Annotated in this window: 14 protein-coding genes; 4 read left to right on the plus strand and 10 right to left on the minus strand. The window is 70.3% G+C overall.

Annotation, left to right across the window (positions count from 1 at the left end; genetic code table 11):
• Positions 1-50: 50 nt before the first annotated feature.
• The 3 genes from QP939_RS42425 to QP939_RS42435 are packed head-to-tail and all read right to left on the minus strand — an operon-like array spanning position 51 to position 2871.
• Positions 51-1325 (minus strand): amidohydrolase family protein, encoded by a 1275-nt coding sequence (locus QP939_RS42425; protein WP_285452329.1) that lies wholly within the window; start codon positions 1323-1325, stop codon positions 51-53.
• Positions 1322-2215: an isocitrate lyase/PEP mutase family protein gene (locus tag QP939_RS42430; RefSeq protein WP_285452331.1), complete on the minus strand. Its 894-nt coding sequence runs from the start codon at positions 2213-2215 to the stop codon at positions 1322-1324. Before QP939_RS42430 ends, QP939_RS42425 begins: the two co-directional genes overlap by 4 nt.
• A 14-nt stretch (positions 2216-2229) precedes the next feature.
• On the minus strand, positions 2230-2871 hold the full coding sequence (locus tag QP939_RS42435) for a GntR family transcriptional regulator (RefSeq protein ID WP_285452333.1): 642 nt from the start codon (positions 2869-2871) through the stop codon (positions 2230-2232).
• A gap of 156 nt (positions 2872-3027) precedes the next feature.
• On the opposite strand from QP939_RS42435, the gene QP939_RS42440 reads away from it, so the two are divergent.
• Positions 3028-3981 (plus strand): hypothetical protein, encoded by a 954-nt coding sequence (locus QP939_RS42440; RefSeq protein WP_285452334.1) that lies wholly within the window; start codon positions 3028-3030, stop codon positions 3979-3981.
• Here the strand turns inward: QP939_RS42440 and QP939_RS42445 are convergent.
• Positions 3945-4091, minus strand: a complete 147-nt coding sequence (locus QP939_RS42445; RefSeq protein ID WP_285452336.1) for a hypothetical protein — start codon at positions 4089-4091, stop codon at positions 3945-3947. The two genes, QP939_RS42440 and QP939_RS42445, sit on opposite strands and share 37 nt — an antisense overlap.
• Before the next feature lie 47 nt (positions 4092-4138).
• On the opposite strand from QP939_RS42445, the gene QP939_RS42450 reads away from it, so the two are divergent.
• Positions 4139-4852 (plus strand): dihydrofolate reductase family protein, encoded by a 714-nt coding sequence (locus QP939_RS42450; RefSeq protein ID WP_285452337.1) that lies wholly within the window; start codon positions 4139-4141, stop codon positions 4850-4852.
• A gap of 1 nt (position 4853) precedes the next feature.
• Here the strand turns inward: QP939_RS42450 and QP939_RS42455 are convergent, their stop codons facing one another.
• Both QP939_RS42455 and QP939_RS42460 read right to left on the minus strand, forming a co-directional pair.
• Entirely contained in the window at positions 4854-4982 is a 129-nt protein-coding gene (locus tag QP939_RS42455) for a hypothetical protein (RefSeq protein WP_285452339.1), read from the minus strand.
• A 54-nt stretch (positions 4983-5036) separates the two neighbouring features.
• On the minus strand, positions 5037-6989 hold the full coding sequence (locus QP939_RS42460) for a hypothetical protein (protein ID WP_285452342.1): 1953 nt from the start codon (positions 6987-6989) through the stop codon (positions 5037-5039).
• Positions 6990-7125: 136 nt separating this feature from the next.
• Here QP939_RS42460 and QP939_RS42465 point away from each other — a divergent pair, with 136 nt between their 5' ends.
• Complete coding sequence (locus QP939_RS42465; RefSeq protein WP_285452343.1) at positions 7126-8283, plus strand: hypothetical protein; 1158 nt, start codon at positions 7126-7128, stop codon at positions 8281-8283.
• 162 nt (positions 8284-8445) lie between these two features.
• On the opposite strand, the gene QP939_RS42470 is transcribed toward QP939_RS42465, so the two are convergent.
• On the minus strand, positions 8446-8832 hold the full coding sequence (locus QP939_RS42470; RefSeq protein ID WP_285452345.1) for a hypothetical protein: 387 nt from the start codon (positions 8830-8832) through the stop codon (positions 8446-8448).
• Between the two features lie 231 nt (positions 8833-9063).
• Here QP939_RS42470 and QP939_RS42475 point away from each other — a divergent pair, with 231 nt between their 5' ends.
• The gene (locus tag QP939_RS42475) at positions 9064-10293 is read left to right on the plus strand and encodes an HNH endonuclease signature motif containing protein (RefSeq protein ID WP_285452346.1); all 1230 of its coding nucleotides are present in this window, start codon (positions 9064-9066) and stop codon (positions 10291-10293) included.
• A 367-nt stretch (positions 10294-10660) separates the two neighbouring features.
• Here QP939_RS42475 and QP939_RS42480 read toward each other — a convergent pair whose 3' ends face one another.
• The 3 genes from QP939_RS42480 to QP939_RS42490 are packed head-to-tail and all read right to left on the minus strand — an operon-like array spanning position 10661 to position 16161.
• Positions 10661-12490, minus strand: coding sequence for a beta-galactosidase (locus tag QP939_RS42480; RefSeq protein ID WP_285452348.1), 1830 nt, complete (start codon positions 12488-12490; stop codon positions 10661-10663).
• Entirely contained in the window at positions 12487-14340 is a 1854-nt protein-coding gene (locus QP939_RS42485) for a glycoside hydrolase family 84 protein (protein WP_285452350.1), read from the minus strand. Before QP939_RS42485 ends, QP939_RS42480 begins: the two co-directional genes overlap by 4 nt.
• Positions 14341-14349: 9 nt before the next feature.
• Positions 14350-16161, minus strand: a complete 1812-nt coding sequence (locus QP939_RS42490; RefSeq protein ID WP_285452352.1) for an alpha-L-fucosidase — start codon at positions 16159-16161, stop codon at positions 14350-14352.
• Positions 16162-16234: the final 73 nt, after the last annotated feature.

Genomic DNA, 16234 nt, shown 5'->3' on the forward strand with positions numbered 1-16234 from the left:
GACGAAAGCCGGGCCGGTGCTTCCCGCACCGGCCCGGCTTTCGTTTCTGCTCAGCTCTTCTGCCAGGTTTCCCGCAGGCCTTCCCGGTCCACCCGCCGCCCGGCGAGGTACACCGAGTCGATCCGGCGGGTGTTCGTGATGTCGGCCAGCGGGTCGGCCTCGAGGACCACGAAGTCGGCCCGCTTGCCCGGCGCCAGGCTCCCGCGGTCGGTCAGCCCCAGCAGCTCGGAAGACGCCTCCGTCGCGAGGCGCAGCGCCGCCAGCGGGTCCAGGCCCGCCGCCACCAGGGCTTCCAGCTCCCGGTGTTCCGCGAACCCCGGCACCTGCGCGAGCAGGCCCGTGTCCGCGGAGAACACCAGCCGGACCCCGGCGCGGGCGAGCACGCCGAGCGTCTTTTCCATGCGCCCGTAGGACTCCGCGGTGTCGAACAGCGGTTCCGGGGCGTACTGCCGGATCGTCGCGCGCAGGCTTTCGATCGCCTCCGCCGGGACGGTCTCGGCCAGCGCCGGGTCGTCCAGCCACGCCTCGCCGGGCGGGCGCTGGATGGCCAGCGACGTGAACACCGCGACGTCGCGCTCCATCAGCAGTTCGATGAGCTCGTCGTCGGCGCCCGGGGTGCGCGGCAGGTGCGCGATGATGTCCGCGCCCGCCCGCACGACGGCCTTCGCCTCGTCGAGCGTGTAGATGTGCGCCGCCACCTTCAGACCGTGCGCGTGGGCTTCGTCGATCACGGCTTCGTAGATCTCCGGACCCCGCTTGGCTTTCGTGCCGTGCCGGTCGTCGAGCCAGAACTTCACCGCGTCGACCTTCTTCGCGGCCAGCTCGCGGATGTAGGCCCGGACGTCTTCGGGGCTCGTTGCCTCGTGGACGACGTCGGCGGCGAAGAACGGCCCGCCGTTCGTCCCGCCCGGCGTCGGCGCGACGATCCCCGCCCCGGCGGTGAACAGCGTCGCGACATCGGACTCGCCGAGGCGGCCCGCGCGCTGGTCGTCCCGCACCCGGATCTCGGTGTCGTCGCGGTCGGTGCCGAGCGACTGGAACACGCTCACGCCGTAGTAGGCCAGCCGGCGGAGGTGGTCGATGACGTTCTCGCGCGAGTAGTTCGCCGCGGCGGCCGTCGTCCCGCGCATGTAGCCGATGTGGCCGTGCGGGTTCACCAGCGCGGGGATGACCGTCTTGCCGTGCAGGGAAACCGTGGTGGCGCCGGGGTCCGCGACGACGTCAGTGCCGATCCGGGTCACCACGCCGTCGCGGACCTCGATGGCCGCGTCGTTGAGCACCGCCGAGCCGGTGATCACCCGCGCCCCTTGGTAGACGACACTCATGACCGGACCTCCTGTCCCGCGTACAGCGCGCTGCGCTTTTCGTAGGCGTCGTAACCCATGGCCGCCTCGAAGACGTGCTGGTCGGTCACGAACTCCTTCACCCCGGCGACGTCACTCCCGCCGCGCAACGCCTCCAGCACGGCGGAGACGTTCCGCGAGGCGGCGCCGATGACCGTGTACCACAAGAGAATCACGTCGGCGCCCGCCGCTTCGTACTCGGCGAGCGTGCTCGACGGCTCGTCCGAGCCCGGCACGTCGAGCAGGTCGCCGGGCACCATCACCGGCACGCTCAGCCGTCCCCGGACGCGGGCCAGTTCGGCCGCCGGGATCGCGGGCGCGAACACCATGTCGGCCCCCGCGGCCGCGTACGCCTCCAGGCGGCGGACGCAGGCTTCGACGTCATGCTCGACCCACGCGGCGTCGGAGCGGGCGATGATGAGGAAGTCGGGGTCGGTCCGGGCGTCGACCGCCGCGCGGACCTTGGTCGCCATCTCCTCGACCGGCAGCAGCCCGGCCGGGACGGCGGTGTGCTTGCCGCCGAGGTTGTCCTCGATGTGCACGCCCGCGACGCCGGCGTCTTCGAACGCCTTCACCGCGCGCCACAGATTGGGCGCGTCGTAGAAGCCGTTTTCCGCGTCGGCCAGCACCGGGATCGCGACGGCGTCGACGACCCGGCGGGCCTGCTCGGCCAGCTCGGTGAGGGTGACCAGGCCGACGTCGGGCAGCCCGAACGCGGACGCGGCCGCGGCGAAGCTGCCCAGGTAGGTGGCGGGATAACCGGCCTGCTCGACCAGCCGGGCGCTGAAGGCGTCGTACGCGCCGGGCAGGACCAGCGACCGTTCACCGGCGAGCAGGGCCTTCAACGCCCTGCGCCGCTCTTGGTGGGACATGGGATTTCCTTTGCTCAGACGAGGAAGTCGCGGTAGCGGCGGAGCCGCTTGCGCGCGGTCTGCATGTTGAGGCGTTTGAGCTGTTCGGCCCGTTCGCCGTCGCCCGCGACGAGCGCGTCGATCACGGCCCGGTGCTCGGCCAGGCTCTCTTCCATCCGGCCCGGCGTCATGAGGATGCGCCGCCGGAGCAGGTGGGCCTGGTCCTGGACGCCGGCCAGGGTTTCGGCGAGGAAACGCTGCCCGGCCAGCCGGATCACGGTGTCGCGGTAGGCGTCGATGGCCCGCAGGAAGGTTTCGAGGTCGCCGCTCGTGGCGGCTTCGTCGAGCGGCCCGGGGGCGAACAGCTCCCGCAGCTCGGCCCAGTCGCCCTCGGCCGCGTTCTGCGCAGCCAGCCGGGCGGCGAGCCCTTCGAGGACCTCGAGGACGTCGTAGATCTCTTCCAGCCGTTCGGGATCCACCCGCGCGACGACGGTCCCGACGTTCGGGATCCGCTCCACGAGCTTGCGCGATTCGAGCGCGAGCAGCGCCGACCGGACGGCGTTGCGCGTGACGCCCAGCTCGGTGGCCAGCTTCACCTCGGGCAGCCGGGAGCCGGGCGTGAACTCGCCGCGCAACAGCCGTTCCCGCAGGTGGAGCTCGACCTCTTCGCTCTTCATGACACCCCTTCACGCCGACGTTGCCTTCAACGGTAGAGGCCGTGTCGCCTGGATTGTCAACAATGCGAGCGACATCACTGTCGCGCGGTGACTTGTACACCTCTTGTACGGCCCCGGCCCACGATCCGCGGCACGGAATCGTTTCTGGAGGACAACGTGAGAACCACATTGAAGGCGGCGGTCGCCACGATCGGGCTGGCCGTCGCGGTCACCGGCCTGGCCACCGCACCCGCGGCGCAGGCCGCGTCGACCTACCCGGTGACGACCACAGTGGACGGTCGCACGGTCAAGGACCCCGACGTCGCGGTGGGTGCGCAGCGCATCGCGAACATGTACCCGGCGGGCACGTCGGTCACCCTGGCCTGCCAGGACACCGGCCCCGCGTACGGCGGCAGCAGCATCTGGGACCTGACCACCGACGGCCTCTGGGTCCCGGACGCCTACGTCAGGACCGGCTCGACGGCGATGGTCGCGCCGCAGTGCACGACGCCGCACTCGTACCCGGCGAAAGCGGACCTCAACGGCCGCGTGCACAAGGGCGACGCGGCCGACGCGGCGGGCAGCGTGCCGGACAAGTACCTGACCGGCGCGTCGGTGCCGGTGGTCTGCCAGGCCACCGCGTCCGACGAGATCTGGGACTTCACCAGCGACAATCTGTGGGTGCCCGACGCCTACGTCAAGACCGGCACCGAGGGCTTCGTCAGCGGCATCCCGCACTGCGACACCGACGGCCTCAAGCCGGGCGGCTCGGCCTTCCCGGCGGACCCGCGCGCCGACAGCGCGATCGCGTTCGCCAAGGCGCGCCTGGGCCACACGGACTGGAACAACCAGTGCGAGCTGTTCGTCGAACGCGCCTTCGGCACCAGCGGCCGGTTCGCCACCGCGATGACGCACTACCAGTGGCAGAAGAACAACGGCCGCATCCACACGGGCTCGGTCGCCCCGGCGGGCACGGCGGTGTTCTTCACCAGCACCACCAGCGCGGGCCACATCATGCTGGCCCTCGGCGGCGGCGTCGCGATCAGCACGGGCCCGTCGGTGTACCAGACGAGCACGTACGCGCAGCGCTCCGACTACCTCGGCTGGGCGTACGTCCCGTCCAGCTGGTGAGCGGCGGGCCGGGGAGTCAGCGGAACGCCGGCTCCCCGGCCAGCGCCCGCGAGCAGCATGCCCTTGCCCAGCTCCAGCGTCATGTCCGCCGGCTTCAGCCGGACGCGCATCAAGAGCTGCGCCGCGCCACGACCGGCTCTCCCGCACCGAGGCCGAGGTGGGCCTGCCCGCGGGCGAGTTCGTCGTGGCGGGCCTCGACGTCGCGCTGCAGTGCCTGCACGCGGACTGCCCGGCTGACCCGGTCGAAAGCGGGCCGCCTCGTTCGACGCGCAGGCGAACCCCGCGACGAAAGGGCACCACCATGGCACTCGTCATCTCCGACATGTCGATCTCGCTCGACGGCTACGTCACCGGCCCGAACGACAGCAAGGACAACCCGTTCGGCGACGGCGCGGGCACCCTGCACGACTGGCTCTTCGACGAGGCGACCGACGCCGACCGCGCCCTGCTGCACAGCGCCGTCGACCGCACCGGCGCCGTCGTGATGGGCCGCTGGTCCTTCGACAAGTGCGTGGACATGTGGGGCGAGTCCGGGCCCGTCGACGGGCTTCCGAACTACGTCGTCACGCACCGGGAGCCGGACCGCACCTACCCGGACGTCTACCGGTTCGTCACCACCGGCGTGGCGGACGCCATCGAGCAGGCGAAGGAAGCCGCCGGGGACAAGGTCGTCGGCCTGCACGGCGCGACCGTCCTCCAGCAGGCGCTCCCGCTCGGCCTGGTCGACGAGATCCACGTCCACGTCGTCCCGCTGCTCGTCGGCGGCGGCACGCGGCTGTTCGGCGACCTCACGTCGGCGATTTCGCTGGACCGCACCGACGTCCTGGTCACCCCGGCCGCGACCCACCTGCGGTTCCGCGTCGTCCGGTAGCTCAGCCCCCGGCGTCGACCTGCCACCCGGCGAGCACCAGCGCACCGCGGGCGCGCTCGAGGCACAGCCGGTGCTCGTCATCCGGTGCTTCGGGCCCGGTATCGGGTTCGTCCTCCGCGTGCTCGGTCATCCGGCCCTCCTTCCGACGTCGTGATCACAGCAGGTCCTCGCCTCCGCGCCGGTCTCAATGTGAGACGGCGCGGAGGATCGGCCGGACGGCGAACGGCCGGTACCCGGTGAGCGCGGGCAGGTCGAAGTGGTCGAACCGGCCCGCTTCCAGGTGCCAGCGCACCAGCCGCGTCCCGCCGCCGCGCTCGTGGTGGAACACCAGCGTCGACGGCGTTTCCCAGAACGGCGCCGCGGGGATCGCCGTGCTGGTGTCGCACCCCTCGGGCAGCGGGTGTTCGTCTGGTCCGCCGTCGTCGAGCAGCCAGACCGACGGCGGCGCGTACTGGAACGCGTACAGCCGCTCGCCGCCCGGGGCGAGCTCGTACTGCCGGTCCGTGGGCACCGGCCTGCGGACGCCGTCCGGGCCGTGCCGGAAGACGCCGTCGGGCGAACGTTCCAGCGCCGCCCCGGAAAGCGGGTCGACCTGCCAGAGCCCCGGCGCCAGCGGTTCGGGATCGGCGCCGGGCCGCCAGCGGAACGTGCGGCTCCGCACGTCGATCCCCTCGGAGTAGTACAGGGCACCGTCCACGACGGCGAGCGCGCGGCGGGTCAGGCCGTCGGCGCGCGGCAGGCTCGCGACCTCGCCGGTGGTGACGTCCACCAGGTGCGGCTGGTCCCACGACCGGCGGCCGACGTGGACTTCGACCCCGGCGAGGAATCGCCCGTCGGCACTGCGCACCGGATGGACCCCGAGATCGGCGGGCAGCCGCTCGGCGATCCCGTCCCAGCGCACCAGCATCCCGGGGCCGCCGGACGTGGACACCGCGATCCCGGTCAACGTCTCGTAAGCGCGGTAGCGGTACTGGTCGGGGACGTGCCCGAGCACCACCGGGCCGCCGATGCGCCACACGACGACGTCGCCGTTCCCGCCGACGACCCCGGCCCGCGGCGGCGCGCCCTCGAAGGTGGCCGGGTTCTCCGCGCGCGTAGGCAGTGTCATCGGCACGGCCACCACCGAGGATTCCGGTTTCCGCCGTGGCAGCGCGGCGATCCCGCCCTCGACCCGGTGCACCAGCCCGGTGGCAGCGGCGTGGGCGAGCAGGCCGGGAACGTCGCCCGGCTCGAGGAGCAGCCGCTCGGCGAGGTCGTCGAGCGGCGCGGGGTCACCCCACGCGGCGACGCTGGTGAGGTCGGCCGCGGCCCAGGTGTACCGGGTTCGGTCGGCCGCGTCCGTCACCCGGGCGGCCAGCGCATCCGGCAGGTCGAGCCGCTCGGCCGCGAATGGCGGGTGCTCGGCCAGCCGGTGCCCGTCGCCGTCCGCGACGAGCACGCCCGCCGCGACCAGCAACGCGACCGCGTCCCGGTTCTTCTCCGGGCGCGGCACGCCGAGCTGCGCGCAGACGGCCTCGTCCGGCAGCGGCTCGAACAGCGGATCGTCGAGCCAGGTCCCGGACCGCGGCGGGACGTACCCGGCGGCGGTCCACGCCGCGGACATGACGGAGTAACCGAGGACTTCCTGCCACCCCGAACCCGGCGCCGAGATCGCGGGCCGGGTCCGCCGCACCCACCGGGGCAGCTCCCGGCTGTCGGACGGCCAGAACTGCACCAGCCAGACGTCGCCCTCCTCGCCGTCGACGGCCGTACGACGCGAGACCCGCACCCGGAACATGCCGCGCCCGCCCAGCTCCAGGCTTTCCGGCCCTTCCCCGCCGGTGAGGAAGCCCAGCGCAACGCGGCCACTCCGGCTGCGGAACGGTGATTCGACGACGTCCTCCCAGTCCTCGAGCACGATCGGTGCCGGCGCGTCGTGCGCCTCCAGCCGCACGGCTTGGAACGGGTCGCCGGCTTTGCCGTGCACCCAGCCGTCCCCCGCCGTCGCGACGGTGCCGGACAACGCCTCGGTCGCCAGTTCGCCGAGCAGCTCGTTGTCCAGCGGCTCCAGCCCGTCGGCGGCGTAGCGGTCGCGGACCACCAAAGTGCCGTACTCAGGGAGGTATTCGCCCTCTTCGAAGATCGCCGTCACAGTCACGCCACGACCGTAGCGAGGGGCACCGACAAAACCCGGCTGTTGCGGATTCACCCACTCGGGTCCTACCTTGTGGAAGGCTTTGATTCGGACTACTGGGGGTCTCATGTCATCGCGCCGTCGTCTCACCCGGGCTTGCGTGGCCGCCGGAGTGCTCGCAGGCCTGGTCGTCGCGCCATCCGCGGCCGCCGCCGCGGCGGGGCCCACCACCCTGCCCGCGTCGCAGTACACCTTGAGCGCCAACTACAACCAGTTCGACACGATCAACTCGGCACTGGTGTCGACGCTGGGCACCGCGGCCGTCCACACGGTGATGGACAACGCGAACCACGACCGCACGGCCCTGCCGTCGTCGTTCTCGGTCGCCGGGCTGTCCGGCGGTTTCCGCTTCGACAGCGGCGACAACTCCGACTGCGCCAACTACCCGCAGGGCATCACGACCAGCCGCGACGCCGTCGGAACGGCCAACAGCGGCAACTACGACGGCCACCAGCTGGTGCTGGTGAGCTGGTACACCAAGGACGGCTGCGACGGAGCGCAGTCGCGCAGCCGGATCACGCTGGTCGACTGGGACGCGACGTACCCGAACAAGTACCGCAAGGTCCTGCTGGTCGAGCCGACGGGCACGGCGTCGGCCCCGGACTTCAAGGACATCCCGATCCACGCGGGCGGCGTCTCCTGGTACGGCGACTACCTGTACGTGGCCGACACCGGGCGCGGCATGCGGGTGTTCGACATGCGCAAGATCCTCAAGACGAACACGGGCGGCACGGCCGACCAGATCGGCCGCCAGTCGCCGACGGTGTACTACGCGCACAACTACGCGTACGTGCTGCCGCAGGTCGGCACGATCACGTCCAAGACGACGTCGGGCACCAACCTCGCCTGGTCGTCGATTTCCCTCGACCGGGTCAGCAAGTCGATCGTCATGACGGAGTACACGTGCCAGTCCGGGTGCACGTCGTATCCGAACCGGGCTCCCCGCGCGATCCGGTATCCGTTCGCCTCGGGTGTTTTCGCCGCGACGACCACGGCCAGTCAGGCGTTGCAGCTTCCTTGGTACAACCTCAACGGGGTCGCGTCGCACAACGGGCGCTGGTGGTTCAACTCTTCCGGGCAGAAGCAGCTCTACTACTGGACTCCTTCGACTGGTTCCGCGACTTACTCCTGGGTTGGCGGTGGGGAGAGCATCTCCTACTGGGAGGATTCCACCGCTGCTGATCTACTGTGGACACTTCAGGAAGGCGTCGGGAATCGGAACGTCTTCGCCGTGACGCAGTCCACCTACGACGGGTGAGGTAGCCTGGCCGCATCGGACGATCTTGGCTGACGGTGAGGGGCGCTCCTCTGGGGGCGCTCCTCGTCGTCTTGCTTCTGTTCGGTGGTCTCCCTGCGGTCTCTTCGGCCGTTCATGGCTCTGATGGTCCCGTTGTTGCCGTTGCCGCTGGTCATGATCTTGTCACTGCGCGGCCCTCCGCTCCTCGACTGCCCTCGGCTGTTGTTCCTTCGCTGCCGGGGCTCCCTTTTGCCTCTTGGTACGTCTGCCTTCTCTCTGCTTCGGGTGTTGCTGCCGCTCTTGCTTCGCCTTCTTCACGTTCTTCTCGTGGTCCTCCTTCCTTTGCTTGCTGACTCTTTTCCCTACCGGCGTCGCTTCCCTTTGCCTCGTCGGGCCTCTGTCTCTCGCGAAGGATTCTCCGTGTCTGTTGTTGTGCTCTCTTTGCTGCTTGTTACTGCTCTTGTGGCCGTTGGGCTTCTTGTGAGGATGTATCTTGATGATGCTCCTCTTCTTGGTGGGCTTGCCATCTGTCTTCTTGTTGGGCCTGGGACCTTGCTTGCCTTCCTTCATGTGGGTTTGACTGGCTGACTCTTGGTTGCTTTTTCAAGATACGGCTTCGCCGGGGCGTGGGAAATCGGCGCTTCTCTTTGGTTGCCTTCTCCTGTGGTCGCCAGCGCCGATTCCCCACGCAACGATCCTGCTGTTGCTTTGTCTTTGGTGTCACCCTCGTTGAACACTTGGTGCTATTGCCACCTGTTTGTGTGATGAACAGGTGTTCGAGCTTTGGGTATTGTTGGGTGCATGGACGAGATGGCGATGCGGCGGGCGGATGCGGTGGCGTTGGCCGACCGTGTCGGTGAGCTGCTCGCCACCATCCGTGCCGCTGATGCCGAACTCGGTGCGCTGCTGGTGGAAATCGAATCCCGTGGAGTGATGGACCTGTTCGGCTACCGCTCGGTGGCCCGCCTCTACGAGCACCTCGCCGATGTCCCGGAATCCGCGGCCGAACGTGTGGTGAAGCGGGCCCGGGCGTTGAATCCGGGCCGCAATCTCGACGGCACCCCTCTTGCTCCGGTGGCTGCCGCCACCGGCCGCACCGCCACCCGCGGCACCTTGAGTGCTCCGATGATCGATGTGATCGTCGAGACCCTGCAGCAGATCCCGGTCGAGCATCGCGAGGGTGCCGAACAGCACCTGCTCGGCCTGGCCGAGGACGCCGGGCACAAGCAGGTCGCCGCCCTGGGCGCGCGGATCGTGGCGCATCTCGACCCTGACGGCCCGGCCCCTGAGGATATCGAACCGGCCACTCCGACCCGGGAGTTGTTCCTGCGCCGCAAGAGAACGGGGATCTGGGAGCTGTCCGGCCGGTTCGACGACGAAACCGGCACCCGCGCCAGCGCGCTGCTGGACACGCTGGCCGAACGGCGGGTCAGCGACGACGGCCCCGACCACCGTTCCCCGCAGGCCCGTTACGGGGATGCGTTCTCCGACGCCATCGATATGGCCCTCAATTCCCCGACGCTGCCGATGCAGGCCGGTGAACGCGCGCACGTGATGGTCGCGGTCTCCCTCACCGACCTGAAGACGGGTCTCGGCACCGCCACCCTGGGCGACACCGGCACCATGACCGCGGCCGAGGCGCGGGTGCATGCCTGCGACAGCATGATCATCCCGGCGGTGCTGGGTGAGAAAAGCGAACCCCTCGATCTTGGGCGCCTCCGCCGCCTGATCTCGGCCGGGCTCCGCCGCGCCCTCTACCTGCGGGATCGGGGTTGTGCGTTCCCGGGCTGTCACCGCCCACCGAGGCATTGCCAAGGCCATCACATCCGGCATTGGGCCGACGGCGGCCCCACCAACCTGGGCAACATGGTCCTGCTCTGCGGGCACCACCACCGCCTGCTGCACCGCTCGGGCTGGCAAGTCCGCATCGCCGCCGACGGCCTTCCCGAATTCCTCCCACCGGTCTATCTGGACAAACGCCGAAAACCCCGACGCAACAACATCCACGAACCCCTACCGTTCGCAGCCTGACAACCGAACAACGGGAAAGGCCCGCAGCCACCGGCTACGGGCCTACACCCACGCCCCAAACACCCTGGCCACATGCCACGGAGACGAACCGCGATCACCGCCTACGCCGCTCGCAACTCCAGCGCCCAACTAAGCTCGCCGCCCACACCAGCCCGACCCCCATTCCCCATCGCAAGGCTCCCCCGACGGACCTCCACCCCGCCAACGCAACTCACGCCCCCACACCAGCCCACCCCGCGCTCCACCCACGCCAAGCCGACCCAACGAACCGCCACCACCAATCCGCCAACCCAACTCAAACCCTCCCGCCCGCACCCCCATCAACGCGACCAAGGCCCGTCACCCGGCGCAAGCCACGACCGCACCCCTACCCCAGGTCAGCCTCCGGCCGGATCTCGATCGCCGTCCCCGGCTGGTGCAACTCCAGGACCACCACCGAATTCTCTCCCCGGCGCCACAACGGCTTCGGCGCATACAGCGTCCGCTGCGGCCCGATCTTCCAATACCGGCCCAAATTCACCCCGTTGAGCCAGACCACACCCTTCTCCCACCCCGGCAACGCGACAAACGCGTCCTCGGGACTCGCCACCGAGACCGTCGCCCGATGGAACGCCGGACCCACCACCGCACCCGTTGTGAACCGCAGGCCCGACAGGTCGTCCAACGGCAGCGGGCGCGTCTCCCAGCCGAACAGCTTCTGCTGCGTGCTCATCGCCACCCAGCCGTCGATGCCCTTGCGGTCCGCCAAGTACGGGCCGTAGTTCACCCGGCCCATCGCGTCCACCAGGATGTCGAGCCGGGTTGCGGGCTTTGTCAGCTTCACCTCCACCGTTCCCGATGGCTGATTGCGGTCCAGCAGACCCACCTGCACTCCGTCGACGAACACCAGCGCCCGGTCGGCCAGCCCGTGGATGCTCAACGGTCCCGCGTGCGGTCCCTGGACCGTCGTTCGATAGTGAATCAAACCCGTTGCCTGCCCCACTCTCTCCATCGGCAACGGCTGGGCCGACCGCACCGGCTTCGACAACACCGGCAACGCCTCCAGCAACGATGCCGACCCCGATACCGTCACCGTCTGTGCCGGTTGCCTCGGCGAACGCGCCGGTACCGGGCCTACCGGGGCCTTTGTGTACTTCGTGATCACTGATCGCAACGCCGTGAACTTCGCTCCTACGTCTCCCGCTTCACCCACCGGGGAGTCGTAGTCGTAGCTCGTCACCGTTGGCTGGTATGTCGTGCCTGACGTGTTCGCCCCGGCCGTGAAGCCGAAATTCGTGCCTCCGCACGCCATGTACAAGTTCACCGACGCTCCCGTGGCCAGCAACGTGTCCACGTACGACGCCATCTGGGCCGCGTCGCGTGTGTGGTGTTCCTCGCCCCAGTGGTCGAACCAGCCGTCCCAGTACTCCGCCATCATCACCGGCTTGCCCGGCTGGAACTCCTTCATCGCCGCGATGCTCGGCCGGGGGTCGCCGTCGCCCGTTCCGACCTCCAACGTTCCCGGGAGGGAGCCGAACCTCATGAAGAACTCCGATGCTCCGTCCGCCGCGAACAGCAAGCTCGTCATCCCTCGCGACCGCAAGCCGTCTCGCAAGTGGGCCAGGTAACTCGTGTCGTTCCCGTAGCTGCCGTACTCGTTCTCGATCTGGACCGCCACCACCGGGCCGCCGTGCTGGGCCTCCAGCGGCACCAGCCGCGGGATCAGCTCGTCGTACCACTCGTCCACCGCCGCCAAGTACGCCGGGTCCGCGCAGCGCAGCTCCATGTCGCGATCCGCCAGCAACCACGACGGCAGCCCGCCGAACTCCCACTCCGCGCAGATGTACGGGCTCGGGCGGACGATCACCTGGAACCCCAGCTCCCCCGCCGTCCGGATGAACCTCGGCAGGTCTCGCCAGCCCGAGAAGTCCGCCCTCCCCCGCTTCGGCTGGTGGAAGTTCCACGCCACGTACGTCTCGATCGTGTTCAACCCCAGTGCCTTCAGGCGCTCCAGGCGGTCGCGCCACTGGTCCGGGTGGATGCGGAAGTAGTGGATCGCGCCCGACACGATCTGGAACGGCTTTCCGTCCAGCAGGAACCGCTCGCCCGACACGCTCAAGCCGCGGCGGCCCGCCGCTCCGGCCGGGCCCGCCAGCACCGCGCTCGCCGTGATCGCCGCCGCTCCGCCCAGGAACCCGCGCCTGGTCAACCCCGTCATGACTGCTCCCGGATCTGCGCGAGGAACGTGTCCAGGACGCCGTCGCCGACCAGTGCCTGGCGCACGCCCCAGCGGTTCGTGTTGCCCGTCTTCACCGCCTGTGCCCGCGCCACCAGCGCGTCGGCTTCCGCAGTGAGCTGGTCCGCTCGAGTCTGGTCGCCTCGGGTCGCCGCTGCCAGCGCGTCGAGGCGGGTCGCCATCGCCTTGCCCCACAACGCCGTCGCGTCCAGCCACGGTCCCGCTTCCGTCACGAACGCCTGCTGGACCCGGCCGCCGCGGATCACGTCGGCCGCGTCGCGGATGCGGACCGCATATGCGCGCAACTCGTTCAACGCCCGGTGGTCGCCTGCCTTCCAGTGGGCCCAGAAGTCCGCGATCTTCGCCGCCAGGACCGGGGCCTGCGGCTGCCACGGCGTCGGGCCGAACGTCGGGGCCAGGTGCTCCAGGTCCGCGAACACCGTCAACGCCGCCGTCGCGCGCGGGTCGCCGCCCGCCAAGCGCCCCAGCGCCTGCGGCCACGACCGCGACGGCGTGTATCCCGCGTCATTCCACGCGAAGTCCGCCGCGCCGAACTCGGCGACCTCGCTCGCCGCCTCCTGGTTCATCGGATTCGCGACGATCCCGTTCAGGTACCGGGACAGCCCGGCCTCGCGCTGCGCGTACGGGGCCAGCAGCAGGCGGCCCGCCGACTGCTCGTAGTCGTTCACCGGGTAGTTGTCCCAGAGGAACACCTTGCGTCCGTACACTGTGGACACCTGGGCGGCTTCGTCCGTGGTCACGCTCGGCGGGACCACGTCGGTCCCGGTCCACTGCACCACCACCGACGGGTCGAGGTGCTCGCGCAGCTCCGTCTTGTACGGCGAGTCCTTCAGGTCGCTGTACTCCGTCGGCACCGTCTGCAGCGGCCGGACACCGTCGTGGGTCTTCGCGAACTTCTCGGTGATCGTGTTCAGCAGCGACACCTGCGCCGTGCCCGCGGCGGCCTGGCCGGGGGCGCCGAACGCCGCCTGGTCGCCGTCGCAGTTCCACTTCGTGTACGAGATGTCGTCGAACGGCAGCGAGAACGAGCGCACGCCGAGGTCGTACACCGCCTGGAACTTCGCCACGACCGCCGCCACGTCCGACGGCGACGAGAAGCAGATCGACACCCCGGGCGACAGCGCGTAGGTGAACTCGACGTGGTGGGCGTTCGCCGCCCGCACCAGCTGCCCCAGCGTGGCCAGCTCGTCGGCCGGGTACGGGTCGCGCCACCGCGCGCGCAGGTACGCGTCGTCCTTGGCGCTGTAGATGTACGTGTTCGCCTTGACCTCGCCGAGGAACGCGATCTGCCGCAGGCGGTCCTCGGTCGTCCACGGTGGACCGTAGAACCCCTCGATCGACCCGCGCAGCGCCATGTTCGGCCAGTCGCGCACGGTCGCGCCGCTCACCACCCAGCCGTGGCCGTGCCGGACGAGCAGCTGCCGCAACGTCTGGACGCCGTAGTACTGGCCGGCGCCGTCGCGGCCGCCGATGGTGATGCCCGAGCGCGACACGCTCAGTGCGTACCCCTCGGCCTGCGCCGGGACGTCCCGACCGGTGCCGCCGAGCCGGATGACCAGGCCGTGGCCGCCAGTGGTGACGCCGTGGTCGCGCAACACCGACGTCAGGAGGTCCTTGGCCGCCGGGTCGGTGCCGGGCTCGGTGACGAGCGCCACCGACGACGGCAGCGGCACGTCCGCGGACGTGCGGCTGATCTGCTGCGGGGTCGGGGAAACCACCGGAAGCGCGCCTTCGGCGACAGCCGGGCCGGTGACGGTGAGAGTGGCGGCCACCGTCACGACGGCGGCGAACAGAGCTCTGCGGCGGGTCATGGCTCCCTTTCAGACGACGGTGCGGTACAACGCGAAGGTGGCCAGGTACGGCGTGGCGCGGGACTGCGTGACGACGACGCGCAGCCGGGCGGCGGTCACCGGCGCGGGCAGCGTGACCAGGCGGGTGTAGCCGATCGTCGTCACCGTCGCGAGGGTCTGCCAGGTGCCGCCGATCTCGGCTTGCACGAGTGCGCCTTCCACGTGCTGGCCGCGCGTGATGTCCTCGCCGAGCCGGATCTGGTCGAACGTGACCGGCCGGGGCAGCCGGACGTCGAGCGGATGGTCCAAGGGAACCGCCGTGGTCAGCGACGAGTCCGTGACGGCGCCGGGAGCACCGGCCGCGAGGTTGCGGCTCTGCGTCCGGGCGATCGCCTGCCCGAACCCGGCCAGCGCGGCCGTGTCGGCGGGCGCGATCCGGCCGTCCGGGCCGGGCGGGATGTTGAGCAGCAGCGACGAGTTCCGCCCCACCGTCCGGCGGTAGATGTCGACGAGCTGCGTGGGCGACTTCGGCGTCTGGTCCGGGTGGAAGAACCAGCCGGGGCGGATGGAGACGTCGGATTCCGCGGGCGCCCATTGCAGGTACCGCACCGACGGATCGGCCAGCACCTGCCGCGACCCGAGGTCTTCGGCGGTCGCGCCGCCGACGAACAGCTCTTCGTTGTGTGCCGTGTTCGGGTCACCGGTCGTGGGCAGCGGGCTCCACTCGGTTTCACGGGCCTGCCCGGCCTCGTTGCCGACCCAGCGCACGCCCGCGGGCCCGGCGAAGGTGACGGTGTCCGGGGACAGCGCGTGGATCATCCGGAACCAGGTGGTGAAGTCGTAGGTTTCGCCGATCCCGCGGTCGCGCCACGGGTTCGCGCCGTCCAGCCACAGCTCGTCGATCGGGCCGTACTGGGTGAACAGCTCGTAGATCTGGTTGAGGTAGTAGGCGTTGTAGTCGTCTTCGTCGACGGTGAACTTCGGCAGTTTCCCGGCGGCGAGGGCGGCCGCGCGGTCGTCGTGCGGCACCAGCGTCGGGATGGTCCGGCGGGTGATCGCGCTGCCGGTGCCGTAGCGGCCCTGGCCCTGCGGTGAGCTCGCGCGGTCCTCGTAGGTGGCCTGCTCCTCGATGCTCAACGGCTGCCCGGCGGCGACTTTCGCCTCGATGCGCTGCACCTCGTCGGCGAAGAACGACTTGGGCAGCTCGGCGCCGTCGGCAGGCGACAGGTAGACGCCGACCTTGAGCCCGGCGGCCCGGGCCGAGGTGACGTAGTCGCGCAGGACGTCGCCGCGCGGGTTCGCGCAAGCGGAGTTGCGGGTCTGCCAATACGCCGAAGGGTCCGTCGACCGCGCGGCTTCCGCCGCGTCGCGGGCCTCGTCGGTGCAGCCCGGCGTCAGCCACCACGGGCTCGCGACGACGGAGTGGTTCGTGTAGCGCGTCGGGTAGAGGACGAACCCGTCGTGGTGCTTGGCCGTGAGCATCACCTGCGTTACGCCTGCGGCCTTGAGGGACCGCATCCACTGGTCCGTGTCGACGGCCGGCGGCGCGAAGGTCGACTCCTTCTCGGCGCCGGACCCCCATTCGCGGTCGGTGAAGGTGTTCATCCCGAAGTGCGTGAACGCCGTGACCGGCCGCTGCTGCCAGGCGAGCTGACCTTTCCGCGGGACGACGGCGGCGGCCTTGGCGACGATCCGGGCCGGGTTGTCGCACGACTGGACGGTCATGATGGTCGCGGGCCGGATCGGCCCGCCGCACCCGTCGTCGGCGGCGGCCGGCGAAACCGCCGGTAGCGCCGCGGAAACGGCGGCGGCGACGACGAGGACCAGTCCGCGGATCGGCATGCTGCTCCCTCATGACGGACCGCGGCCACGAACCCGGCGGCGGCGGATCGGGGGTGGACGCTGGCCAGACTAG

Origin of the sequence: Amycolatopsis nalaikhensis, from assembly GCF_030264295.1 — a bacterium.
In the GTDB taxonomy this organism is placed as follows: domain Bacteria; phylum Actinomycetota; class Actinomycetes; order Mycobacteriales; family Pseudonocardiaceae; genus Amycolatopsis; species Amycolatopsis nalaikhensis.